This is a genomic window from Cryptosporangium aurantiacum (assembly GCF_900143005.1).
Classification (GTDB): domain Bacteria; phylum Actinomycetota; class Actinomycetes; order Mycobacteriales; family Cryptosporangiaceae; genus Cryptosporangium; species Cryptosporangium aurantiacum.
This window is the reverse complement of sequence record NZ_FRCS01000014.1, coordinates 1-23811: the sequence shown is the minus strand read 5'-3', so window position 1 is coordinate 23811 and position 23811 is coordinate 1. Positions and strand designations below refer to the sequence as shown.

Below are 23811 nucleotides of genomic sequence, written 5' to 3'. Positions count from 1 at the left end.
ATGGCGACCGCCACCGTCGGCAAACCCGAACAGCGGGACGAGCGGGTCGCCGGTAATTCGGCCCTCGGCAAGGTGCTCAAGCGGCCGGAAGTCGGCGCGCTGATCGCTGCCGTCGCGGTGTTCGTGTTCTTCGCGGTCATCACCGACACGTTCGCGACCGCGAGCGGCGCGAGCACCTGGTTACGGTCGGCATCGACGATCGGCATCATGGCGGTGGCGGTCGCACTCCTGATGATCGGCGGGGAGTTCGACCTCTCCGCCGGGGCGATGACCGGGTTCACCGGGCTCGCGGTCGGCGTCATGACCACCCAGTGGGGCCTGAACATCTGGGCCGCGATGCTGGTCGCGCTGGTACTGGCGCTGTCGGTCGGGTTCGTCAACGGCGTGCTCGTGATGCGGACCGGCCTGCCGAGCTTCATCGTCACGCTCGGGACGTTCTTCGTCCTGCAGGGCATCGACCTGGCGCTGGTCAAGGTGATCATCGGCCAGGTCGCGATCCAGGGCATGACCGACGTGCCGTTCTACGACCAGCCGCACGCGGTGTTCGGCTCGAACATCGAGATCGCGGGCGGCCGGGTCTACGCGTCGGTGTTCTGGTGGATCCTGGTCACCGCGCTCGCGACCTGGGTGCTGCTCAAGACCCGGGTCGGCAACTGGATCTTCGCGGTCGGCGGCGCCCAGACCTCCGCCCGCCAGGTCGGGGTGCCGGTCGCCCGCACCAAGGTCGGGCTGTTCATGACCAGCGCGGGCGCCGGCTGGCTGGTGGGCATGCTGCTGCTGTTCACCACGTCCACCGTGCAGAGCAACACCGGCGTCGGCCAGGAGTTCATCTACATCATCTGCGCGGTCGTCGGCGGGTGCCTGCTCACCGGCGGTTACGGGTCGGCGGTCGGGGCGGCGCTCGGCGCGCTGATCTACGGCATGGCCAACCAGGGCATCGTCTACGCGGGCTGGGACAACAACTGGCTCAAGGCGTTCCTCGGCGTGATGCTGCTGGGCGCGGTGCTCCTCAACGAAGCGGTACGCAGGCGAGCGGAGCGATCCCGATGACCACGCCCATCATCGAAGTCACCGACATCGGCAAGCGGTACGGCAACATCATCGCGTTGGCCGACGTCACCACCGCCGTGCACCCCGGCGAGGTCACCTGCGTCCTCGGCGACAACGGCGCGGGCAAGTCGACGTTCATCAAGATCCTCGCCGGAGCCCACGAGCACACCGACGGCCGGCTGGCCGTCGACGGCGAAGAGCGCCACTTCTCCAGCCCGCGCGAGGCGCTGGCGCTCGGCATCGCCACGGTCTACCAGGACCTCGCGGTGGTGCCGCTGATGCCGGTCTGGCGCAACTTCTTCCTCGGCTCCGAGCCCACCAAGGGCCGGGGGCCGTGGAAGCGGCTGGACGTCGACTTCATGAAGCGCACGACGAAGTCCGAGCTGTCGCAGATGGGCATCGACCTGCGCGACGTCGACCAGCCGATCGGCACGCTCTCCGGTGGCGAGCGGCAGTGCGTCGCGATCGCCCGTGCCGTGTACTTCGGGGCGCGGGTGCTGATCCTGGACGAGCCGACCGCCGCGCTCGGCGTCAAGCAGTCCGGCGTCGTGCTGCGGTACATCGCCCGGGCGCGTGACCGCGGGCTCGGCGTCGTCTTCATCACGCACAACCCGCATCACGCGTATCCGGTCGGCGACCGGTTCATGCTGCTGCGCCGCGGCCGCAGCATGGGCGACTACCCGAAGACCGAGATGTCGCTGCACGAGCTGACCGCGGCGATGGCCGGCGGCTCCGAGCTGGAGGCGCTCAGCCACGAACTGGCGGAAGAACTCGGGCGCGATTCCGAGGTCGCGAAGGCGCTGGAGTCCGAGGTGAAGGAACTCCGTACGTGACTGACGAACTCCGGGTTGCCGTGGTCGGGCTCGGGTGGATGGGACAGGTGCACGCCCGGGCCTGGACCCGGTTACCGCAGCACTACCCCGACCTCGGCCTGCGGCCTCGGTTGGTCGCGGCCGCCGATCCGGTTCCGTCGCTGCGGGCGCTGGCCTCGTCCTACGGCTTCGACGATTTTGTGGACGACTGGCGCGTGCTGGTCGCCCGGAACGACCTCGACGTCGTCTCGGTGACCGGCCCCAACCACGTGCATCGGGACGTCGGGGTCGCGGTCGCCCGGGCCGGCAAGCATCTCTGGATCGAGAAGCCCGCCGGGCGCAACGCCGCCGAGACCGCCGAGATCGCGGCCGCCGTGGAGGCGGCCGGGGTGTGCTCGGCGGCGGGCTTCAACTACCGCAACGCGCCGGCGGTGTCGCTCGCGCGGTCGCTGGTGGCCGACGGGCGGCTCGGCCGGGTGGAGCAGGTGGACGTCCGGTTCCTCGCCGACTACTCCGCCCACCCGCAGGGCGCGCTGTCGTGGCGGTTCTTCACCGAGACGGCGGGCAGCGGGGTCCTCGGCGATCTGGTGTGCCACGGGACGGACCTGGCCCGGTACGTGGTCGGAGAGCTCACCGAGCTGGTCGCGGACGAGGGGCGGTTCATCGCGTCGAGGCCGAAGCCCGCCGCGGCCGGGTCCCATTTCGCGCGGGGGACCGGGCCGCACGGGCCGGTGGAGAACGAGGACTACATCGGGGCGCTGCTGCGCTTCGCGTCCGGGGCCAGGGGGACGCTGACGGCGTCGCGCGTGGCCGTGGGCGAGCAGAGCGCCTACGAGATCGTCGTGCACGGCGATCGCGGCGCGGTGGCTTGGGATTTCCGACGGATGGGGGAGCTGCGGGTGTGCCTCGACCAGGACTACCAGGACGCGTCCTGGTCGACCGTGCTGGTGGGCCGCGACGCGGGGGAGCTGGCGCGGTTCCAGCCCGCGGCCGGGAACGCGATGGGGTACGACGACCTGAAGGTGATCGAGGCGCATCGGCTCGCGACGTCGATCGTCGGCGGCGTGCAGGTCGGCGCGACGATCGCTGACGCGCTGGTGGCGGCGCGCACGGTCGAGGCGATGGCGACGTCGATCGCCGAACGCCGCTGGGTGACGCTGTGACCGCGGGCGCGGCGGGCCTCGCCGCCGAGCCAGCCGGGCCGGGGCAGTCGACCGGGCCGGTGAGGCCGGTGCGGGTCGGGTTGATCGGGGCCGGGCGGATCGGGGCGTCGCACGCCGCGATCCTCGCCCGGCGGGTGGCGACCGTGGAGCTGGCCGGGGTCGCGGATGCGGTGCCGGCCGCTGCGTCCCGGCTCGCCGCGCAACTGGGCGTCAAGGCGTTCGGTTCTCCCGCCGAGCTGATCGGTTCCGACGAGGTCGAGGCCGTGGTGATCGCGGCGTCCAGCACCGCGCACTGCGAGCTGATCGTCGCGGCGGCGGGCGCGGGCAAGGCGATCTTCTGCGAGAAGCCGATGTCGATGACGCTCGAGGAGGCCGACCGCGCGCTGGCCGCCGCTGCGGACGTGCCGCTGCAGGTCGGCTTCAACCGGCGGTTCGATGCCGGGTTCGCGGCCGCCCGCCACGTGGTGGCCACCGGCGGGGTGGGCACGCCCCAGCTGCTGCGTTCGCTGACCCGCGACCCCGGGCTCGCGAACCCCGGCGCGGTGCCGCCGTGGACGATCTTCACCCAGACGCTGATCCACGACTTCGACACGCTGCTCTGGTTCAACCCGGACGCCGAGGTCGTCGAGGTGTACGCGACCGCCGACGCACTGGTGGCGCCGGAGTACAAGTCGGCGGGCCTGCTCGACACCGCGGTCACCGTGCTGACGTTCGACAACGGCGCCAGGGCGGTCGCGGAGGCGAGCTTCTCCGCGACCTACGGCTACGACGTCCGGGCCGAGGTGTTCGGGTCGGCGGGGATGGTCACCGTGGGCGATCAGGCCGCCTCGTCCCTGACCCACTTCGGACCGGACGGGCGTCGAGTGAACACCGTCCGGGGCGACGTCGAGCTGTTCCTCGACGCGTACACGGCCGAGTTCGCCGAGTTCGCGAACGCCGTCCGGGCCGGCCGGGAGCCGGCGGTCACCGGCCGGGACGCCCGCCGTGCGCTCGCGGTGGCGCTGGCGTGCGTCGAGTCGGTGACGACGAACCGGCCGGTGACGCTGTGACGTTCACCCTCGCGGTCTGCGCCGAAATGGTCTTCCGCGACCGCCCGATCGCCGACCGCGCGACCGAGCTGCACGAACGCGGCTTCGCGGTGGAGATCTGGGACTGGACGACGAAGGACCTGGACGCGCTGGCCGCGACCGGCGCGCGATTCACGTCGATGACCGGGTACGTGCGGGGCGAACTCGTCGACCGGGACGGCGCGGAGGAGCTGCTGCGTACCGCCGCCGAATCGGTGGGGGCCTCGCGTCGCCTGGGTCGTCCGAACCTGAACCTGCACGGCACCGGGCTGGACCCGAACGGACTGCCGGTCCGGCCGGCCGAGGATCTGACCGGGCCGGACTGGGTTGCGGCGGTGGACACGCTGCGCCGGATCGCCGACCTGGGCGCCGAGCACGACGTCGTCTTCACGCTGGAGAACCTGAACACCGCGGTCGACCACCCGGGCACGCCGTTCGCCCGTGCGGCGGACACGCTGGCGCTGGTGCAGGCCGTGGACAGCCCTTACCTGCGGCTGAACCTGGACCTCTACCACGCCCAGATCGGCGAGGGGAACCTCGTCGAGCTGACCAGGCGCTGCCTGCCGTGGGTGGGGGAGATCCAGGTCGCCGACGTCCCCGGCCGGTGCGAACCGGGCACCGGCGAGATCCACTACCCGGCGGTGGCGCGGGCTCTCGCCGCGTCCGGGTACTCCGGCGTCGTCGGCATGGAGGCCTGGGCGAGCGGCGACCCCGACCTGGCCGTCCGCCGCTTCCGGGAGGTTTTTGGGGTGTGACTCGCGCGTCACGTTTTCGGCTGAACTTATGGCACCGGGTGCCGTAATGGCCGTACGGTAGGGCATCACCCCCGGCGCGGACATCGATGCCGCGTCCCCGAGTCGAGAGCCGAACAGACATGGCGAGTACCAGGGATTGGTTTGAGACCGTCGCGGAAGCCCAGCGGCGGGCGAAGAAGCGGCTCCCGAAGGCCGTCTATCTCGCACTCTTAGCCGGGTCCGAGGCCGGCGCGACGATGGACGACAACATCGCCGCGTTCCGCGAGCTCGGGTTCCGGCCGCGCATCGCCGACCTGCCCGCCGCCCGCGAGCTCTCCACCACGGTCATGGGCCAGGAGATCGCGTTCCCGGTGCTGATCTCGCCGACCGGTGTCCAGGCCGTCGACCCGGCCGGCGAGGTCGCGGTCGCGAAGGCGTCCCACCAGCTCGGCACCGCGATGGGCCTGTCGTCGTTCGCGTCGAAGCCGATCGAGGCCGTGATCAAGGAGAACGAGAAGCTCTTCTTCCAGTCGTACTGGGTCGGCGACCGCGACACGATGCTCGCCCGCGCCGAGCGTGCCCGCGCGGCCGGTGCCAAGGGTCTGATCGTCACGCTGGACTGGATCTTCGACTCGCGTCGTGACTGGGGCAGCCCGTTCATCCCCGAGCGGATCAACTTCGAGGCCGTCCGCAAGTACGCGCCGCAGGCGATCTTCAAGCCGGGCTGGCTGCTGCGCTGGGCCCGCAGCGGGCATCTGCCCGACCTCGGGGTCCCGAACCTGGTCGCGCCCGGCGAGGAGGTTCCGACGTTCTTCGGCGCGTACGGGCAGTGGATCCAGACCCCGTCGCCGACCTGGGAGGACCTGGCCTGGCTGCGCGAGCAGTGGGGCGGCCCGTTCATGGTCAAGGGCATCACGCACCCGGACGACGCCCGCCGCGCCGTCGACATCGGCGCCACCGCGATCTCGGTGTCCAACCACGGCGGCAACAACCTCGACTCGACGCCGGCCACGATCCGGCTGCTGCCGAGCGTCGTCGACGCGGTCGGTGACCAGATCGAGGTGCTGCTCGACGGCGGCGTCCGCCGGGGCAGCGACGTCGTCAAGGCGCTGGCGCTCGGCGCCCGCGCGGTGCTGATCGGCCGCGCGTACCTGTGGGGGATGGCCGCGAACGGCGAGAAGGGCGTGAACAACGTCCTGGTGATCCTGCGCGACGGCATCAGCGAGACCCTGTACGGCCTCGGCAAGTCGTCGATCCACCAGCTGACCCCGGACGACCTGCTGATCCCGGCAGACTTCACCCGCTCCGCGAAGTAGCCCGCTGTGCGAAGACCTGCGCGGGCCGTAGCCCACGCAGGTCTTCGCAACTGAGTCAGCGGCCGATCAGGCCGTGCGGGTCGAGGACGAACTTGCGGGCGACGCCGCTGTCGAACTCGGCGTAACCCCGAGGCGCCTCGGACAGCGGGATCACGGTCGCGTTCACGGCGTCGGCGATGTGCGCCCGGTCGGCCAGGATCGCCTGCATCAGCCGCCGGTGGTACCGCATCACCGGGCACTGGCCGGTGGTGAACGAGTGCGACTTCGCCCACCCGAGGCCGATCCTGATCGACAGTGAGCCTTCCTTGGCCGCGTCGTCCACCGCGCCCGGGTCGCCGGTCACGTACAGGCCGGGGATGCCGAGCCGCCCGGCGGCCCTGGTCACCTCCATGACCGAGTTCAGCACGGTCGCGGGTGCCTCGGCCGCCCCGGCGCCGTGCCCGCGGGCCTCGAACCCGACCGCGTCGATCGCGGCGTCGACCTCCGGTTCGCCGAGGAGCTGCTCCAGCCGCTCCGGGAGCGTGCCCTCCTCGGTGAGGTCCACGGTCTCGCAGCCGAAGCTGCGGGCCTGTTCCAGCCGCTCCTTGTTCAGGTCACCGACGACGACCACGGCCGCGCCGAGCAGCAGCGCGGAGTAGGCCGCCGCCAGCCCCACCGGTCCGGCGCCAGCGACGTAGACGGTGGAGCCGGTGGTGACACCGGCGGTGACCGCGCCGTGGTACCCGGTCGGGAAGATGTCCGACAGCATCGTCAGGTCGAGGATCTTCTCCATCGCCTGCGCCTTGTCGGGGAACCGCAGCAGGTTCCAGTCGGCGTACGGGACCATCACGTACTCGGCCTGGCCGCCGACCCAGCCGCCCATGTCGACGTAGCCGTACGCGGAGCCGGGCCGCTCCGGGTTGACGTTGAGGCACACCCCGGTGTGCCCTTCCTTGCACATCCGGCACCGGCCACAAGCGATGTTGAACGGTACCGAACAGAGGTCTCCGACCTTGATGAACTCGACGTCCCGCCCGGCTTCGACCACCTCGCCGGTGATCTCGTGGCCGAGCACCAGCCCGGCCGGAGCGGTGGTGCGCCCGCGAACCATGTGCTGGTCGGAACCGCAGATGTTGGTCGAGACGACCTTGAGGATCACGCCGTGGTCGCACTTGCGGCCCACGTTGGCGGGGTGGACGCCCGGGCCGTCCTTGAGGACGAGCCCGGGGTAGTCGATGGACTCGACCGTTACCCTTCCCGGTCCGAGATAGGCCACGGCCTGGTTGCCAGCCACGTTGCTGTCTCCCTTCGTCTCGTGTCCTGCCTTTCGCGATCATGCGCCTCGTCCGGGGCAGTTGGACGATTCCCACACAAAGCCGCATCGAGTTGACCGAACGGGCACCAGCGGTCGACCTTCCACAGAGGGCGGGCCGACATCCGTTGACGTGCAGTCTTATCCTGACAACCCACGGTGATCAGGGAGGACTGCCGTGACGGCTAACGGTGCCGACCCGTCGCCTGCGTCGGGCGGCGAACCGCGCCCCCCCCAGACCGATGACCGCGAGTCGGTCATCCCCTGGCCGGTGTACCTGGGGGCGTTCGTACTCGCGAGCTGTGCGATCGGTGGGGTGGCCGCGGCGACCGACACGCCGGACTCGGGTGTCGCGTGGCTGGTGCTCATCCTGGCCGCGATGCTGGGCGGCGTCCCCGCGACCGGGGCGACGTACGCGGCGCTGCGCCCACTCTTCAAGCAGTTGAAACCCGGGTGGAAGCTCCCGAAACTCCCGAAGCCGCGCGCGCAGCCGTCGTGGGTCTGGCGGTTCTTACTCCCCGGGCTCGGCGTGGTCGTCGCGTTGAGCGTCGCGGCCTCGATCCCGGGAGTCCGCGCCTACGTGGACTTCCAGCTGTACGGCTGCCGTCCGCCACCGCCGCTGCGCGTGCTGACGACGCCGGAGAGCCTGGAGGCGACCTCGGCGCTGGCCACCGCGTACGAGCGGGCCAGCGCGGCCGCGCGGAAGGGTTGCCGGGCCGCGGATCTGTACGTCTACGCGGCCGACCCGGCGGAGGTCCGCAGGACGCTCCTGTCCGGCTGGAGCCTCGGCGACATCGGTGACATCGGCCCGCGTCCGGACGTCTGGCTGCCGGACTCCATGGTGGAACCCGCCCGCGTGCGGGCGGAAGCGGACCGCACCGGCAGCAAATCGCCGGTCGACAGCACGCGGGCGCTCGCCACCACACCGGTGGTGCTCGGCATACCGGCCGAGCTGGCCGCCGAGGGTCCGGCCGGCCGGTGGACCGAGCGCACCTGGGCCGAGCTGCTGGCGGAGACCGACGAGGCGAAGCTCCCGATCGTCCGGCCGGACCCGACCGGTTCCGCGACCGGCGAGATCGCCACCGAGTTGATCTATCGCAGCCTGGAGAAGGCGAAAGCGCAGGCGAAGACCGAGATCGACCTGCGGGCGCTGGAGCGTCGGATCGGCCGTGACCTGGACAGCGGCAGTTACCCGATCGGGGACGCGTCGGCGCTGCTCTGCCGGCGCCGCACCGCGCCGTCGACCGACCGCAGCGCGGTCATCCTCACCGAGCAGCAACTCGTCCGATACAACCAGGGACTGCCGCTCGGGGACCGCTGCCCGACCCAGGCGAGGGAATCAGACATCCCGAAGCTGGTGGCCGTGTACCCGAGCGACACCGCCGGGCTGGACCACCCGTTCGTGTCGCTCCGGTGGCCGGACGGCACCGACCGGCAGACCCGTGCGGCGCGGGCGTGGGGCGACTGGCTGGGTACGGCCGAGGGACTCGACGCGCTGGCCGACCTCGGGTTACGTCCGGAGTCGGAGGCGAACGGCCCGGTCCCGGTCGTCGAACCACTGGTCACGCAGTGGGGTGCCAGGCCCGACGCGGTGTTCGTCCGCAAGAGCCCGCAGACCGCACACGTCGAGGACGCCAGGGAGAAGTATGCGCAGGCGAATCGGCCGGCGCGGACGCTGGTGCTGCTGGACGCGTCCGGGTCGATGAACACACTGGACAGCACCGGCCGATCGACCCGGTTCAACGCGGCGTCGGCCGCGTTACGGATCGCGTTCGGGCAGGTGGCCCAGCAGGACGAGGTCGGTCTCCGGACGTTCTCCTCAGACGGCGCGTCAGCGGACTTGATCGTGAAGATCGCCGTGCCCGCACGAAACAACGCGGCGGTCGTCGAGAAGGAGCTGAAGCGCATCCGCCCGAGCGACGGCACACCGCTCTACCGGGCCGTCGACGACGGTCTGACCGAACTGGGCGCCCCGGACCCGGATCGCGTGACGTCGCTCATCGTGATCACCGACGGTGAGAACACCGAACGCGGACCGAGGCCCGACGCGCTGAAGTCCGAGGCGATCGGGTCGAAGATTCGCGTCTCGGTGGTCGCGCTGGGCGAGGCGGACTGCGCGGGTCCGGCGTTGCACATGCTGGCGGACAATACCGGCGGCCGGTGCGTGGACGCCGAGCCGCAGACCCTCGCCCCGACGCTGGTCGGTTTGTTCGCCGCGGTGGGGGGTGGCACCGATGGAGACTGACGCGCCCGAGGAGGCCGTCCCGCCGCCCGCACGACCGTCCCGGCGGGCCGTCGTCACCGCGGCCGTGATCGGGGTGCTGTTCTTCGCCACCGCCATCGTCGTGGTGGTACAGCGGGCCGACCGATCGTGGGAGGCCGGTGAGCTGGTCATCCTCAGCGGACGTGACGACAGCGCCGGTGCGCAGCGCAAAGAACTCATCGGGAAGTGGAACGAGCTGCATCGGGGGAATCCGGCTCGGGTCGAGGAGGTGCGGTCGATCGCGGACGCCGAACGCAGCGAGATGCTCGCCCGCGCCGCCGGGGACGGCGGCGACGTCGACATCCTCAACCTCGACGTGGCCTACGTCCCCGAGTTCGCCGAAGCCGACCTCCTCCGGCCGCTGTCCGAGGACGGCGTCGACCGGGACGCGTTCCTGCCCGGCCCGCTGTCGACCTGCGAGTACAACGGCAGGCTCTGGGCGCTGCCGTTCAACACCGACGCCGCGCTGCTCTACCGGCACCTCGACTACGCCCCGGGCGTGCCGGCGGACTGGGGCGCGATGGATTCCGCGATCAGCGGGCAACTGAAGGGAAACCCCGAGCAGCGAGCGGGCCCGACGGTCGGGCTCGTGACGCAACTCGGCAACTACGAGGCGCTGACCGTGAATACGCTGGAGGCGGTCTGGGCCGCCGGCGGTGAGGTCGTCGACGACGACGGAGACGTCCGCATCGACTCGCCCGCGGCCACCCAAGGGCTGCGACACCTGGTCGACGGGCTGGTCGACGGGCACATCGACCCGGAGTCCCCGAGCTACACCGAGGACGCGAGCACGGCGGCGTTCCGGGACGGGAACGCGATGTTTCTCCGGAACTGGCCGCTGGCCTACCGGGCTCTCACCGGGTCCGCCGAGGACCGGCCCGCCCCGTTCCGCATCGGGGTGTCGCGGCTGCCGTGGGCGAGCGTCCTGGGCGGGCAGAATCTGGCGATCGCCGAGCGCAGTGAACACCCCCGGGCGGCTCGCGCGCTGATCGACTTCCTCACCGACACCAACAGCCAGCGGACGCTGTTCGAGCGTGGAGGCTTCGCCGCGACCAGGGAGGTCGTCTACCGCGACAGCGCGGTCCCGTACGCGGAGGTGCTGCTGGCCGCAGTGCAGCATGCCCGGCTGCGGCCGCGGTCACCGCACTACGCGCTGTTCAGCGAGGTGCTGCGGGAAGCGGTCCACACGATGCTGGTGTCCCACGACCGGAACCCGCCGCCCGGCCTGGCCGACGATCTGCGCGCGGCCCTGCGCGGCCAGCGCGCCTAGCCCGCTCAGCCCACCAACCGCTCGGCGCGCGGAGCACACCGTTCGGCGCCGAACCGGGATGAGGAGCGCGGCGCCGGGGCAGTGTCGCACAGCGAAACGAATCGGTACTCCTATCGCCGTATTCGTCCTAGCATCGGCCGTCCGTCGCCGCTCACCCCTCGCCGAGGAGGGCGCTTTGTCTCTGTTATCGGCACTCGATCGCCGGCACACGGTGGCGCCCGCGGGGTTCAACCGCTGGCTGATCCCACCGGCCGCCCTGTCCGTCCACCTCTGCATCGGCCAGGCCTACGCGACCAGCGTCTACAAGAACTCGTTGATCGCCCACTTCGACGTCAGCCAGACCGCGATCGGCATCATCTTCAGCATCGCGATCGTGATGCTCGGCCTATCCGCCGCCGTCGGCGGCACCTGGGTGGAGACGAACGGACCGCGGAAGGCGATGTTCGTCTCGGCCTGCTTCTGGGGCACCGGCTTCCTGGTCGGCGCGCTCGGCATCGCCACCGAGCAGCTCTGGCTGCTCTACCTGGGGTACGGCGTCCTCGGCGGCATCGGCCTCGGGATCGGCTACATCTCGCCGGTGTCGACGCTGATCAAGTGGTTCCCGGACCGGCCCGGCCTGGCCACCGGCCTGGCGATCATGGGCTTCGGCGGCGGCGCGCTGATCGCCAGCCCGCTCTCCCGCCAGCTGATGTCCTTCTACGACCCCGGGTACGACCCGTCGGTCGCGTCCTCGATCGCCGACGGCCGCGCGCTGGTGCTGCTGTTCGTGACGCTCGGCATCGGCTACTTCGCGATCATGATGTTCGGCGTCGTGAACGTGAGGGTTCCACCGGAGGGCTGGCGACCTGCGGGCTTCGACCCGGCGACGGTCGCGGCCAAGCCGCTGGTGACCACCGCGAGCGTCTCGGCGGCGAACGCGATCAAGACCCGCTCGTTCTGGCTGCTGTGGATCGTGCTGTTCTGCAACGTCACCGCGGGCATCGGCATTCTCGAGCAGGCCAGCCCGATGATCCAGGACTTCTTCCGGGAGGGCGACGCCTCCACGGTCGGCGTCTCGGCCGCTGCCGGGTTCGTCGGCGTCCTCTCGCTGTTCAACATGGCCGGCCGGTTCGTCTGGTCCTCGACCTCCGACGTCGTCGGGCGCAAGCGGATCTACATGATGTACCTGGGCGTCGGGATGGTCCTGTACGCGTTGCTGGCCTCGGTCGGCGACACGGCCACCTGGCTGTTCGTGCTGCTCGCGGGCATCATTCTGTCGTTCTACGGCGGTGGGTTCGCGACGGTCCCCGCCTACCTGCGCGACCTGTTCGGCACGTTCCAGGTCGGTGCGATCCACGGTCGGTTGCTCACTGCCTGGTCGGCGGCCGGCGTCGCCGGTCCGCTGATCGTCAACGGCTTTCTGGACGCCCAGGGTGAGCCGGGTTCGCTCACCTCGTCGGCGTACCGGCCGGCGCTCTTCACGATGGTCGGGGTGCTGGCGATCGGCTTCATCGCGAACCTGCTGATCCGCCCGGTCCCGGAGCGCCACCACGAGGAAACCGCACCGCCCGAACCCACCGCGGACGCCGAGGCGCAACCGGCTGAGACGAAGGAGGCCACCGCATGAACGGGCAGACGGTACGGCTGGTGATCTCCTGGCTCCTGGTCACGGTGCTGCTCGGCTACGGCGTCGTCCAGACCCTGATCACCGCCGCAAAGCTGTTCCAGTAACCCCGCCGGATGGCGGTCGCGGTCGGTCGTCGGCGTCTCTACAGTTGCGACGTCCGACCGCAGGGGGGTACATGCACATCAGGGGTAGCCGTTGACGCAGCGGTGGCGAGACGCTGTTCGCCGGGTTGCGTTCGTCGTACTGGGATCCGCCGTTCTGGCCTGCATCGGGTGGGTCGTGGTGTCCGCCGTGCGCGGGACCGTCGAGCCGGCCAGTGTGGTGGGCCTGCTGCTCGCGTCGGTCACGTTCGCGTACGACACCGCGTCGTTCCTCCGCCAGCAACCCGGCGGAGCGTCGCGTCCGGTCGCCGCGCTCGCGGACGATCTGGCCCGGACCGTGGAGAAGGAGTGGCTCTCCGAGTCCCGCGCCAGGGGGCTGCGGGACCACGGCGTGCTCCCGCTGAGCTGGATGACCGAACGCACCGCGGACGGACCGGAAGGTGCGGCCGTCACGCTCCGGCTGAGCGGCCGGCTCGACGGGGACTTCGACGCGGCCGTCCAGCGGATGGCCGAGAGCTTCGACCAGCTCGCCGGGCGGCGGATGGTACTGGTGGGGGAGCCGGGATCCGGCAAGACCGTGCTGGCGATCCTGCTGACGCTCGGCATCGTGAAGTCCCGGCCCGAGGGCGGCCCGGTCCCGGTGCTGCTCTCGGCCTCGTCCTGGGATCCGATCGCCACGCCGAAGCTCGACGAATGGGTCGCGCAGGCGGTCGCGGACACCTACTACGGCTTCAAACGCGAGGCGATCGACGCGCTGCTCGCGGAGAACCTCGTGATCCCGGTCATCGACGGGCTGGACGAGATGCGGGAATCCGGCCGGCGGACCGCCGTGCAGCGCACCAACGAGTCGATCCGGCAGGGCCGGGGCGTCGTGCTGACCTGCCGGGCGGCCGAGTACGCGGACCTGATCGCCGGTGGGTCGCCGACCCTGCACCAGGCGCCGGTGGTGCGGGTCGAGCCGGTCGCGGTCGAGGACGTCATTCGCTACCTGCAGGACGTGCCGTGGCCGCCCGAGGTGAGCTGGGACGACGTCTACGCCGAGCTCCGCGCGAATCCGCAGTCGCCGGTCGGCCAGATGATGTCGACGCCGCTGATGGTGTCGCTGGCGCGGAGCGTCTACCAGCGACTCGGCGGCCGACCGGCCGATCTGCTGAAACAGCACGTGTACGAGTCACGGTACGACGTCGAGGACTACGTGCTCGATCAGGTGATCGAAGCCGCCTACGCCGAGGCACCGGCACCGGACGAGACCGGTCCGCGGTTCTACCGGCCGCCGGACGTCGCGAAGGCGACCCGGTGGCTGACCTACCTGGCCGTCGATCTCCACCTGCACGGGCAGCGCGACCTCGTCTGGTGGCAGCTGGCGCAGCGGTTGCTGTCACCGTGGGTGCCGCCGGTCGTCAGCGTCGCGGCCGGGATGTTCCTGATGGCGCTGGTGTCCGCGGGTATCTCCGTGCTGGACGGCGATCATCGGGTCGGGCTGGTCGCGACGATCGCGATCTCGGCGGGCACCGGGGCCGGGTTCAGCGTCCTGTTCCTGGTCGTCTGGTTCGCGTCCGGAACGCCGTCACCGCGGCGCATTCTCGTCAACCGCCACGGCGCGTTCGCCCGGTGCCGGGACGCGTTCCTCACCGGCCTCGCCGCGGCGCGCTGACCCCTGTCCGTGAAGCATTTTCATCGGAGCCGCACAGATTCGTCTCGTCCCGGCGTCTTACTGACGACAGGGGAGGAGACAGGTGCCGATGAAACCCGACGGGGAGTCGTTCGACTCCTACGTGGCCGCCGACGGTGCCGCGCTGCTGCGGTTCACCTACGTCCTGACCGGCGACCACCACCTGGCCGAGGATCTGGTCCAGGAGGCGCTGGTCAAGGTCCACCGGCGGTGGGACCGGATCCGGCGGGTCGAGCAGCCGGGTCCGTACGTCCGTAAGGCGGTGTTGCGGCAGTACCTGTCCTGGCGCCGGAGACGGTCGTCCAGCGAAGTACCGGCGATGGACGCCGTCGGTCCTGAACCCGTGTCCCGCGACCCCGCCGACGCGCTGGTCGACCGGGACGCGCTCGGCACGCTGCTGGCGACGCTGCCCCGGCGGCAGCGCGCGGTGCTGTTCCTGCGGTTCTACGAGGACCTGGACGACACGGCGATCGGCGAACTGCTCGGTTGCTCGCCGGCCACCGTCCGCGGTCACGCGAGCCGGGGGCTGGCGCGATTACGCGTCTCCGCCCAGGCGAGCGTCGTCGGAAACAGGAGGCCATCGTGAACGATCTCGACACCGCACTCCGCAGCTTCTACGCCGAACGCGCCGAGGACGCGCCGTCCGACACCGGGTTGCTGCCTGCCGTCCACCGGCGCGCGCGCCGGGATCGCCGGCGTCGGCTGCTGACCGGGACGGCCGTCGTGCTGGTGCTGGCGCTGATCGGCGGCGCCGGTGTGCTGGCGCTGAACACCCGGGACGAGGCGCCCCAGCGGCTGCAGGTCGCGACGCCGGCCGGCAGCAGCGCCACCGCACCACCGTCCCCGGTCGACGTCGGCTGGCTCCCGGACGGGTTCCCGGAGCCGACGGTCCGGCTGCTGGGCCCGAAGGCCTGGGGGCTGGACACCCGGCGCGAGAAGGGCCATGCCGCACTGCAGGTGCAGATCATGGCGGTGCGCCCGCAGGAGCGCGCAGGCGGAGGCACGCTGTCCCGCGTCGACGTGGGCGGCACGCCCGGAAGCCTGTACTGGGTGCCGACCCACCGGGCGGGCGACCCGAAGTGGGGCAGCTCGCCACCGGAGGCCGAGGGCCCGTACGCCGAGCTGATCTTCGAGCGGAAGCCGGGCCAGTGGATCCGCATCATCGTGCAGAACTCGGCGGGCGACATCGATCTGGAGCTCAGCAAGCAGGACCTGGTCGACATCGCCACGGCCCTGGTCGACCGGTCGCGGCCGGTCGGCGACGTGATCCGGCTCGGGCTGTTGCCCGGTAACGTTGTCTGGGGTCAGCTGGCGAACGACGAGCACGGGGTCACCGCCGGTTTTGTCGACGCCGATGCGCCGGCCCGCCGGGTCAGCCAGCAGGAGCAGCCCAACGGGCACAACGAGAACGTCGACACCCAGGTCAACGTGACCGTCTATGCGGCGAACGCGCCGGAGATCGACTTCCTCTACCCGCCGGAGAGCGCGGAGGACGCAGCCAAGTTCCGCCGGAGCGGCGAAGCACCGCCGGTCCCCGCGGAGGGCTGGGTGGTGCGACGCGAGGGCCGGACGCTGTTCACCGCGCCGCTCGCAGCCAACCCGAAGTTCGTCGTGGTCGTCGACGTCAAGGACTCGTTCGGCATGCCGGTGGCCGAGATGCGCAAGGTCGCCGCGAGCGTCGAGCTCGGTCCGGACGCGGCGGTCCGGCCTTTCTGAACCAGCGGCGTCGATGTGGCACCCCTCCGGGTTCTCTGGCGGGGTGCCACGGACGGTGGTCAGGCTGCGGACGGTGTGAAGACGATCGGCAGCGACGCCGGACCGCGGGTGAACAGCCCCTCCTCCACGACCGACGTCCCGGGCGCACGCCGCACGTCGGGCGCGGCGTCGAGCAGCGCGTGCAGTCCGACCTCGACCTCGGACTTCGCCAGCAGCGCCCCCACGCAGAAGTGCCGTCCGAGCGCGAACGAGAGGTGCGACGCCGCCGCCGAGAACGCCGTGTCGGTCGGTAGGTCAGCCCGGAACAGGTTGAACGTGTCGGGGTCGGAGAACCGCCGCGGGTCTCGGTTCGCCGCACCGATCAGGCAGGTCAGCGTGCTGCCCGCCGGAACGACGCCGCCGGAGAGGTGCACGTCCTCACCGGGCTGGCGCATGATCATGTGTACCGGCGGCGTGTAGCGGAGGGTCTCCGCGAACGCCCGCGGGATCAGGCTCCGGTCGGCCTGCACGGCCGCCAGCTGGTCGGGATGGTCGAGCAGGTTGTTGAGGACGCTCGCGATCGCCTTGTCGGTGGTCTCGCCGCCGGCGGCCAGCAGCAGGCTGACGAACGCCTTGATGTCTTCGTCGCTCATCCGGGTGCCGTCGACCTCGGCGGCGCAGAGCGTCGAGAGCAGGTCGTCACCCAGGTTCTCGCGGCGGTGCTGAATGATCGGGATCAGGTAGGCCGCCAGCTCGTCCCGCGTCCGCAGGCCCGCCGCCGCGACGTCCGGGTCCTGGCTCAGGTTGCCGAGGAACCCGATGATCGACGTGTACCAGCGCTGGAACAACGCCTGGTCGGCCCGGTCCAGGCCCAGCATGTCCACGATGACGTTGATCGGGAACTGCCGGGCGAAGTCGTGGACGACGTCCGCACGGCCGGCGCCGCGGAACGCGTCCACCAGTTCGTGGGCATTGCGTTCGATCACCGGGAGGAAGGTCTCCTCCAGGTCGCGGCCGCGGAACGCGGGCGCCACCAGCGCACGGCGCACCGCGTGTTCGCGGCCGCTCATCTGCAGGATCGTCCGGCCGTGGACCGGTTCGAGCTGCCAGCCGTAGTTGTCGGTGGTGAAAACGGGGTCCTTGAACGCGCGGGCGACGTCGTCGTACCGGGAACAGATGTAGCTCTGCATCCCGTCGTGCCAGATCAGCGGAGCGTCCTCCAGCAGAACGCGGTACGCGGCGTAGGGATCAGCGGCGAACTCAGGGGAGAGTATGTCGGGGGACATATCTCCATGATGGACACAAGGTCGGCCCACTCAGACCCGGAATGGGCCAACCTGGTAGCCGTACTACTACCCTCGGCGCGCCGCCCGGTGCCGGCGGATGAGCGCGTTGGTGGACGAGTCGTGGTTCAGCTCGGGCTCGGCGTCGGCCTCCAGCTCCGGCACGATCCGCTGCGCGAGCGCCTTGCCCAGCTCGACACCCCACTGGTCGAACGAGTTGATCTGCCAGATCGCGCCCTGGACGAAGACCTTGTGCTCGTAGAGCGCGACCAGCGCGCCGAGCGTTCGCGGCGTGAGCTTCTCGACGACGAGCGTCGTCGACGGGTGGTTGCCGGGGAACGTGCGGTGGGGCACCAGCTCGGCCGCGACACCCTCGGCCGCCACCTGCTCGGCGGTCTTGCCGAACGCCAGCGCCTCGGCCTGCGCGAGCACGTTCGCGGTCAGCAGGTCGTGCTGGTTGCCGACCTCGTGCGCCGGGTGCAGGAACGCGAGGAAGTCGACCGGGATCAACGTCGTGCCCTGGTGGATCAGCTGGTAGTACGCGTGCTGCCCGTTGGTGCCCGGCGTGCCCCAGACGATCGGCCCGGTCCGGTACGCCACCGGCGTGCCGTCGCGGCGGACCCGCTTGCCGTTGGACTCCATGTCCAGCTGCTGCAGGTAGTCGGTGAATCGCGAGAGGTAGTGCGCGTAGGGCAGCACCGCGTGGCTCTGGGCGTCGAAGAACTCGCGGTACCAGACGCCGAGGACGCCGAGGATCACCGGCAGGTTCTGCTCGAGCGGCGCGGACGCGAAGTGCTCGTCGATCGCGCGCATGCCGGCCAGCAGCTCGCGGAATCCGTTCGGGCCGATCGCGACCATCAGCGAGAGCCCGATCGCGGAGTCGAACGAGTAGCGCCCGCCGACCCAGTCCCAGAACCCGAACGTGTTGACCGGGTCGATGCCGAACTCCTCGACCGCCTTCAGGTTCGTCGAGACCGCGACGAAGTGCTTGGCGACGTCTGCCTTGTCGCCGAGCTGCCCGACCAGCCAGTCGCGGGCCGCGCGGGCGTTGGTCATCGTCTCCAGCGTCGTGAACGTCTTCGACGCGACGATGAAGAGCGTCTGCTCGGCGTCCAGGCCGGTGAGGTTGGCGGACAGGTCGTCGCCGTCGACGTTGGAGACGAACCGGCACGCGATCTCCGGGTCGGCGTACGGCTTGAGCGCCTCGTACGCCATCCGCGGGCCGAGGTCGGAGCCACCGATGCCGATGTTGACGACCGTGCGGATGCGCTGGCCGGTGGAGCCGACCCACTCGCCGCTGCGGACCCGGTCGGAGAACGACGCCATCCGGTCCAGAACCTCGTGCACCTGCGGGACGACGTTCTCGCCGTCCACGATGATCTCCGCGTCGCGGGGGGCGCGGAGTGCGGTGTGCAGGACCGCGCGGTTCTCGGTCGTGTTGATCTTCTCGCCGCGGAGCATCGCGTCCCGGTGACCCTCGACGTCCGCGGCGCGGGCCAGCGCGAACAGCGCGGCCAGCGCGTCGTCGTCCACACGGTGCTTGGAGTAGTCGGCGATCAGACCGGCGGCCTCGACGGTCAGCCGGTCGGCGCGGTCGGCGTCGGCGGCGAACAGGTCGCGCAGGTGGGTGTCGCGGAGCCGGGCGGCGTGCTCCCCGGCTGCGGCCCACTCGGGCGTCGCATCGATCTCGACCGTCTTCGGGGACATGGTCCAGTCCTCCCAGTGGATGTACCGAGCGGTTTCGAACGTAGCGGACGCGAGTGGCCGGATCGTGAACGCCTCGCGCGTGTAGGCCTACCCCGGCTCGGCGCGCGGTAGGCCTTCCCAGAGCGGGCCGGTTTCCTCGGTGAGCGCGAGCAGCAGGTCCCGGGTCTCGGTGAGCTCGCCGGGCTCCAGCCGGCCCTCGTACAGGGACGCGGTGGCGGTGCCGTCCGCGGCCCGGATCACCAGCGTGCTGCGCTGCGGGTGCAGGCCGTCCGCGGCGAACGCCGCCTTCCACCGCCGCCCGTCCTCCTGGGCCCGCGCGAGGACCTGTGGGAGGTGGCCCAGCGCGGCCATCAGCGTGGTGTGCTCGCGGGTGTTCTCCGCGCTGTCGGCCGGTTCCAGGTCGGCGAAGATCGCGCGGACGTACGCGCGGGCCAGCCGCCCCGGCCGGTCGTCGTGCGGGTCGAGCTGTGCTTCGACGGCGGCGGTGAACTGGTCGAGCAGGTCGTCGACCAGGCCCGTGAACAGCGCATCCTTCGACGGGAAGTGGTGCAGCAGGCCGCCCTTGGAGACGCCGGCCTCGCGGGCGACGGCCTCGAGGCTGACGGTCGCGCCGTGCGCCAGGACGGCGCGGACGGCGGCGTCCAGCAGTGTCCGCCGGGTACGGGCTGCGTCGCGGGTCGATCCGGCTGCCGCCATCGGGCTCCTAGTGAGTCGGGGTGTGAGGCACGACAATACCGCTGGTCTAACCGACCGTCTGGACGGTACGTTAGAGGTATGACAACGCCGCTGACATCGCAGTCGTCGGACCCGTCGGCCCGGACGCTCCCGCCCGGGCCGGGCGGACCCAGCGCTCCCGCCGCTCCGGCTGGGCGGCGGGAGTGGGCGGCGCTCGCGGTGGTGACGCTCGCCGTCGTGGTGCTCGCGATCGACGCGACCGTGCTCTCGCTCGCGGTCCCGGCGCTCACCGCCGATCTCGCGCCGTCGGCGACCGCGCTGCTCTGGATCGGTGACGCGTACTCGTTCGCGCTGGCCGGGTTGCTGGTCACGATGGGTACGCTCGCCGACCGGATCGGCCGCAAGCGGCTGCTGCTGATCGGTGCCACCGGGTTCGCGTTCGCGTCGCTCCTGGCCGCGTTCGCGCCCGGCGCGGCCTGGCTGATCGCGGCCAGGGCGCTGCTCGGCGTCGCCGGGGCGACGCTGATGCCCTCGACGCTGTCGATCATTCGGACGCTCTTCGCGGACGCCCGGCAGCGCACCACCGCGATCGCGGTCTGGTCAGCGGCGGCGGGCGGTGGTGCCGCGCTCGGACCGTTGGTCGGCGGAGTGCTCCTGGACCACTTCTGGTGGGGCTCGGTGTTCCTGCTGAACGTGCCGGTCATGGTGCTGCTGATCGGGTTCGGCGCGGTGCTGCTGCCGGAGTCGAAGGACCCGCGTCCGGGGCCGTTCGATCTGCTCGGCGCATTGTTGTCGGTGGTCGCGATCGTGTCGCTGGTGTTCGCGGTCAAGCACGCGGTGAGCGAGGGCGTGGACGGTGTCGTGGCGCTGACCGCGGCCGTGGGCGTGGCGGCCGGCGTGGCGTTCGTGCGGCGTCAGCACCGGGCGGAGTCCCCGCTGATCGACGTGCGGCTGTTCGCCCGTCCGGCGTTCGCGGGGGCGGTCGGGGCGAGCCTGCTGGCCGTCTTCGCGTTCAGCGGGCTGCTGTTCTTCTTCTCGCAGTACCTGCAGCTCGTCCGGGGCGACAGCCCGTCGGTGGCGGGTGCCCGGGAGTTACCGGCGACCGTCGCGTCGATCGCGGTCGTCGCGGTCGCCGGGTGGCTGGTCGCGCGCTGGGGGAGGGGCCGGGTGATCGGTGGCGGCCTGCTGCTGGCCGGTGCCGGCTTCGCGGGGCTCGCGCTCGCCGAGAACGCGGCGCAGTTCCGATGGCTGGCGCTGGCTCTGGTGCTGGTCGGGCTCGGCGTCGGGCTCGCGTTCACGTTGACGACGGACGCTGTGCTGGCGTCGGTGCCCGCGGACCGCGCCGGGTCGGCGTCGGCGGTGTCGGAGACCGCGTACGAGCTGGGCGTCGCGCTCGGGATCGCGGTGCTCGGAAGCGTTCAGACGGTGCTGTATCGGCGGGCGCTGCCGGACGACGCTTCCGATGCGGCCCGGGAGTCGCTAGCGACGGCCGCCGCATCCGGTGACGCGTCGGACGCGACCCGGGCGGCGTTCGTCGACGCGATGCAGGCGACGTCGGTGATCGCCGCGGTGCTGCTGGTGGTCGCCGCGGCGCTGGCGTGGCGGATCATCCCGTCCGACCGAGCGCCCGTGAGTCACTGATGAGAAGCGGATCGGTCCAGCTATATAGCTGGACCGATCCGCGTTTCACGCCTTCTCTTGAGCGCCTCCTCCAGCGTGGAGGAGCGCGCAGTCACGCAGCGGCGCGGGCGGGCTCGCGCGGACCGAGATGCTCGGCGAGGTCCCGTGCGGCTTCCCTCCGGGCGCGCTCGGCAACCTCGGTGACGTCGATCATGGCGAGCCGCCCAGCCCCGACAGCCACTGGATCCGTGCCGGCTACAACATCCGAGCCGCCCACAGCGCCCGAGCCGCCCGCAGCGTCAGCAGGCACCGCATTCGAAGCCGCCGAAGCCGGCTCCGCGACCGCCGCCGGCTCCGCGACCGCGACCGCGGCCTCTCGGCGGCGGGCTAGCAGGCGGGTGGCTAGTACCACGACCCCCGGCAGCGCCGCCACCAGCGCGAACAACCCGTACACCACCGCGACCGTCAGCCCCTCTTGCGCCCCGAGCCCAGCGGCCCCGAACGCCCACGCGCAGAACCCCTCGCGCGGCCCCCACCCGCCGACGCTCAGCGGCAACACCATCGCGACCAGCGCCAGCACCATCAGCGGCAGCAGCCGCGTGACCGGCGCCGTCGACCCGGCGGCGCGCGCAGCCAGCAGGAACGTCCCCAGGTGCGACGCCACGACGATCACCGACGTGAACCCGACGCCGACCCAGTTCCGCCGGGCCAGCAGCCCCTGCCGCACGTCCCGGCCGACCGCGGCGGCCTTGCGGCGCAGCCCCGGTCGTGTCCCGATCAGGACCCCGAGCACCACCACCGCTCCGCCGGTCGCCACCAGCGCCGCCGACGGCACGCGAGCCCAGACGAACAGCAGCAACCCGGGGTGGGCGAGCAGCACCACGACCCCCACGGCGAACAGCGCGACCTGCCCGGCGAACCGCTCCAGCACCACCGCGCGAACGCCGCGCCCCACGTCGCCGTGCTCGCGTCCGTTGCGCACCGCGCGGTGGACGTCGCCGAGCAGCCCACCGGGCAGCGTCGCGTTGAGGAACAGCGCCTGGTAGTAGTCCGCGACCGCGCTCCGCAGCGGCAGCCGGATCCCCAGCCCTCGCGCGGCCAGGCACCACCGCCAGGCGCTCGCCACCGTAGCCAGCAGGCCGATGCCGAACGCCGCGAGCAGCGTCCACCCGTCGATCACCCGCAGGCCGTCCAGGAACGCGTTGGAGCCCAGCCGCCAGAGCAGCACGCCGAGGATGGCGGCGCCGCCGAGCGTCCGCGCCCACGCCCAGATTCGCTGCTTCATGACGCTGCCTCGTCTGCTCGGGCCGCCCCCGGCGGGAGAGCGAGCAGGTCGCTGTGGTGAACGGTGACCCGGAGATCACCCGCGGCCAGCGCGTCCAGACGCCGGGTCAGGTAGCCCTCCGCGTCGGGCACCGGACGCTGGGCCGCAGCCGCCGGAACCCAGCCGCGCAGCCACTCGGCGGTCAGCGCGGCCCGGTCGGAACCGAGCCGCCAAACGCTCGACCGGGACTCGACCGACGCCCCGCGCCGGGTGAACGCGTCCGCGGTGGCGTTCGCGGCGTCCGCACCCAGCAGGTACCGCCCGTCGACGTGGTCGCGCAGGTGGTCGGCGAAGCCGGCGGACAGCTCGGCGTCCAGCGGGTCGGCCGGGGTGAAGTCCACACCGCCGGTGACCGAGAGCGTGAACAGCGCCGGGCACCCGGCCTCGACGCAGGCGGCGGCGAGTCGCTCGACCTCGGACGGGCTGAGCAGGTCGAGCAGCGCCGACGCGGTGACCAGCGACGTCGACATCAGGTCACCCGCGGTCAGCTCGGTGAGGTCGGCGTGCCGCGTCATCACGGTCACCGGCGAGCCGTCGGCGGCGGTCGTCGCCGCGTGCGCCGTCGCGAACGCGAGCAGGTCGGCGTCGTGGTCCTGGAGGATCCAGCGCTGCGGGCCGGGCAGCAGCGGCGCGAGCCAGCGCTGCATCGAGCCTGTTCCGCACCCGAGGTCCCGGATCAGGTACGTGGCGCCGGACGGACGGGAAGCCAGATGGCGACGCAGCGGGCCGAGCAGGTCCGTCGCCCGGGCTTCGGCGTCAGCGGGTTCGCGCAGTTCGAGCCAGGTCGGCGCGTAGCGCGGTGCGTCCGTGAGTGTCACCCGATCTCCGCTCATGAGGTGTGACCCACTGACACGAACGGCTCTGCGGCCCGAGCGGTTCGAACCTCGGCGACATCGGCGCGCTGCCGGGCGTCCGCCTGATGCAGGTAGCGCACGTCGCGGGCGAAGGACCAGGTGAGCAACGCGAGCGAGAGCACGAGAACCGGCGTCGGTACGACGCCAGTGGCGGCGACGATGAGCACGATGCCTTGGAGGGCGGCGACGGCGCTGCGGGATTGGCGGCGGGGGAGGTCGCCGCGGAGCCAGGGGAGGGCCCAGCCGGCGGCGACGAACGCGTAGCGGTAGGCGCCGATGGCGATGACCCAGGGGCCGATCGTGCCGGC

Annotated in this window: 20 protein-coding genes and 1 pseudogene; 14 read left to right on the top strand and 7 right to left on the bottom strand. The window is 71.5% G+C overall.

The window, feature by feature from the left end; genetic code table 11:
• The 6 genes from BUB75_RS33715 to mftD all read left to right on the top strand — a co-directional run bounded on the left by BUB75_RS33715 (nt 1) and on the right by mftD (nt 6142).
• Nucleotides 1-1050, top strand: a complete 1050-nt coding sequence (locus BUB75_RS33715) for an ABC transporter permease (protein WP_073262965.1) — start codon at nt 1-3, stop codon at nt 1048-1050.
• Nucleotides 1047-1883 carry an ATP-binding cassette domain-containing protein gene (locus BUB75_RS33710; RefSeq protein ID WP_073262963.1) on the top strand — a complete coding sequence of 279 codons (837 nt, stop codon included), beginning with the start codon at nt 1047-1049 and terminating at the stop codon, nt 1881-1883. Before BUB75_RS33715 ends, BUB75_RS33710 begins: the two co-directional genes overlap by 4 nt.
• Nucleotides 1880-3025 (top strand): Gfo/Idh/MocA family protein, encoded by a 1146-nt coding sequence (locus BUB75_RS33705; RefSeq protein WP_073262961.1) that lies wholly within the window; start codon nt 1880-1882, stop codon nt 3023-3025. Before BUB75_RS33710 ends, BUB75_RS33705 begins: the two co-directional genes overlap by 4 nt.
• Before the next feature lie 59 nt (nt 3026-3084).
• Nucleotides 3085-4074: a Gfo/Idh/MocA family oxidoreductase gene (locus tag BUB75_RS33700; RefSeq protein WP_073263182.1), complete on the top strand. Its 990-nt coding sequence runs from the start codon at nt 3085-3087 to the stop codon at nt 4072-4074.
• Between the two features lie 26 nt (nt 4075-4100).
• Nucleotides 4101-4847, top strand: coding sequence for a TIM barrel protein (locus tag BUB75_RS33695; protein ID WP_073263184.1), 747 nt, complete (start codon nt 4101-4103; stop codon nt 4845-4847).
• 119 nt (nt 4848-4966) lie between these two features.
• Entirely contained in the window at nt 4967-6142 is a 1176-nt protein-coding gene (mftD, locus tag BUB75_RS33690; protein ID WP_073262959.1) for a pre-mycofactocin synthase MftD, read from the top strand.
• A 55-nt stretch (nt 6143-6197) separates the two neighbouring features.
• Here mftD and fdhA read toward each other — a convergent pair whose 3' ends face one another.
• Nucleotides 6198-7415 (bottom strand): formaldehyde dehydrogenase, glutathione-independent, encoded by a 1218-nt coding sequence (gene fdhA, locus BUB75_RS33685; protein WP_073262957.1) that lies wholly within the window; start codon nt 7413-7415, stop codon nt 6198-6200.
• 196 nt (nt 7416-7611) lie between these two features.
• Here fdhA and BUB75_RS33680 point away from each other — a divergent pair, with 196 nt between their 5' ends.
• The 7 genes from BUB75_RS33680 (at nt 7612) to BUB75_RS33655 (ending at nt 16061) form a co-directional block, all read left to right on the top strand.
• On the top strand, nt 7612-9678 hold the full coding sequence (locus BUB75_RS33680) for a vWA domain-containing protein (RefSeq protein ID WP_143175582.1): 2067 nt from the start codon (nt 7612-7614) through the stop codon (nt 9676-9678).
• Nucleotides 9668-10966: an extracellular solute-binding protein gene (locus BUB75_RS33675; protein WP_143175581.1), complete on the top strand. Its 1299-nt coding sequence runs from the start codon at nt 9668-9670 to the stop codon at nt 10964-10966. Before BUB75_RS33680 ends, BUB75_RS33675 begins: the two co-directional genes overlap by 11 nt.
• 175 nt (nt 10967-11141) lie before the next feature.
• Nucleotides 11142-12572: an OFA family MFS transporter gene (locus tag BUB75_RS33670; RefSeq protein ID WP_178380048.1), complete on the top strand. Its 1431-nt coding sequence runs from the start codon at nt 11142-11144 to the stop codon at nt 12570-12572.
• Nucleotides 12569-12676: an MFS transporter small subunit gene (locus BUB75_RS48625; RefSeq protein ID WP_342761165.1), complete on the top strand. Its 108-nt coding sequence runs from the start codon at nt 12569-12571 to the stop codon at nt 12674-12676. The genes BUB75_RS33670 and BUB75_RS48625 overlap by 4 nt, the downstream gene beginning before the upstream one ends.
• A gap of 187 nt (nt 12677-12863) precedes the next feature.
• Nucleotides 12864-14327, top strand: coding sequence for an NACHT domain-containing protein (locus BUB75_RS33665; RefSeq protein ID WP_143175580.1), 1464 nt, complete (start codon nt 12864-12866; stop codon nt 14325-14327).
• 88 nt (nt 14328-14415) lie between these two features.
• On the top strand, nt 14416-14931 hold the full coding sequence (locus BUB75_RS33660) for a SigE family RNA polymerase sigma factor (RefSeq protein WP_073262949.1): 516 nt from the start codon (nt 14416-14418) through the stop codon (nt 14929-14931).
• Nucleotides 14928-16061: a hypothetical protein gene (locus BUB75_RS33655; protein ID WP_073262947.1), complete on the top strand. Its 1134-nt coding sequence runs from the start codon at nt 14928-14930 to the stop codon at nt 16059-16061. The genes BUB75_RS33660 and BUB75_RS33655 overlap by 4 nt, the downstream gene beginning before the upstream one ends.
• 59 nt (nt 16062-16120) lie before the next feature.
• Here the strand turns inward: BUB75_RS33655 and BUB75_RS33650 are convergent, their stop codons facing one another.
• From BUB75_RS33650 to BUB75_RS33640, 3 genes are all read right to left on the bottom strand, one after another.
• Entirely contained in the window at nt 16121-17326 is a 1206-nt protein-coding gene (locus BUB75_RS33650) for a cytochrome P450 (RefSeq protein ID WP_073262945.1), read from the bottom strand.
• A gap of 66 nt (nt 17327-17392) precedes the next feature.
• Nucleotides 17393-19030 carry a glucose-6-phosphate isomerase gene (pgi, locus tag BUB75_RS33645; RefSeq protein WP_073262943.1) on the bottom strand — a complete coding sequence of 546 codons (1638 nt, stop codon included), beginning with the start codon at nt 19028-19030 and terminating at the stop codon, nt 17393-17395.
• An 87-nt stretch (nt 19031-19117) separates the two neighbouring features.
• Nucleotides 19118-19726, bottom strand: a complete 609-nt coding sequence (locus tag BUB75_RS33640; protein ID WP_073262941.1) for a TetR/AcrR family transcriptional regulator — start codon at nt 19724-19726, stop codon at nt 19118-19120.
• Between the two features lie 78 nt (nt 19727-19804).
• On the opposite strand from BUB75_RS33640, the gene BUB75_RS33635 reads away from it, so the two are divergent.
• Nucleotides 19805-21346: an MFS transporter gene (locus BUB75_RS33635; RefSeq protein WP_084742046.1), complete on the top strand. Its 1542-nt coding sequence runs from the start codon at nt 19805-19807 to the stop codon at nt 21344-21346.
• Nucleotides 21347-21437: 91 nt separating this feature from the next.
• On the opposite strand, the gene BUB75_RS33630 is transcribed toward BUB75_RS33635, so the two are convergent.
• From BUB75_RS33630 to BUB75_RS46665, 3 genes and pseudogenes are all read right to left on the bottom strand, one after another.
• Nucleotides 21438-22610: a lysylphosphatidylglycerol synthase transmembrane domain-containing protein gene (locus BUB75_RS33630; protein ID WP_073262937.1), complete on the bottom strand. Its 1173-nt coding sequence runs from the start codon at nt 22608-22610 to the stop codon at nt 21438-21440.
• Nucleotides 22607-23467 (bottom strand): methyltransferase domain-containing protein, encoded by an 861-nt coding sequence (locus BUB75_RS33625; RefSeq protein WP_218617932.1) that lies wholly within the window; start codon nt 23465-23467, stop codon nt 22607-22609. The genes BUB75_RS33630 and BUB75_RS33625 overlap by 4 nt, the downstream gene beginning before the upstream one ends.
• 11 nt (nt 23468-23478) lie before the next feature.
• Nucleotides 23479-23811: pseudogene (locus BUB75_RS46665) on the bottom strand (CDP-alcohol phosphatidyltransferase family protein); the annotation flags it as partial.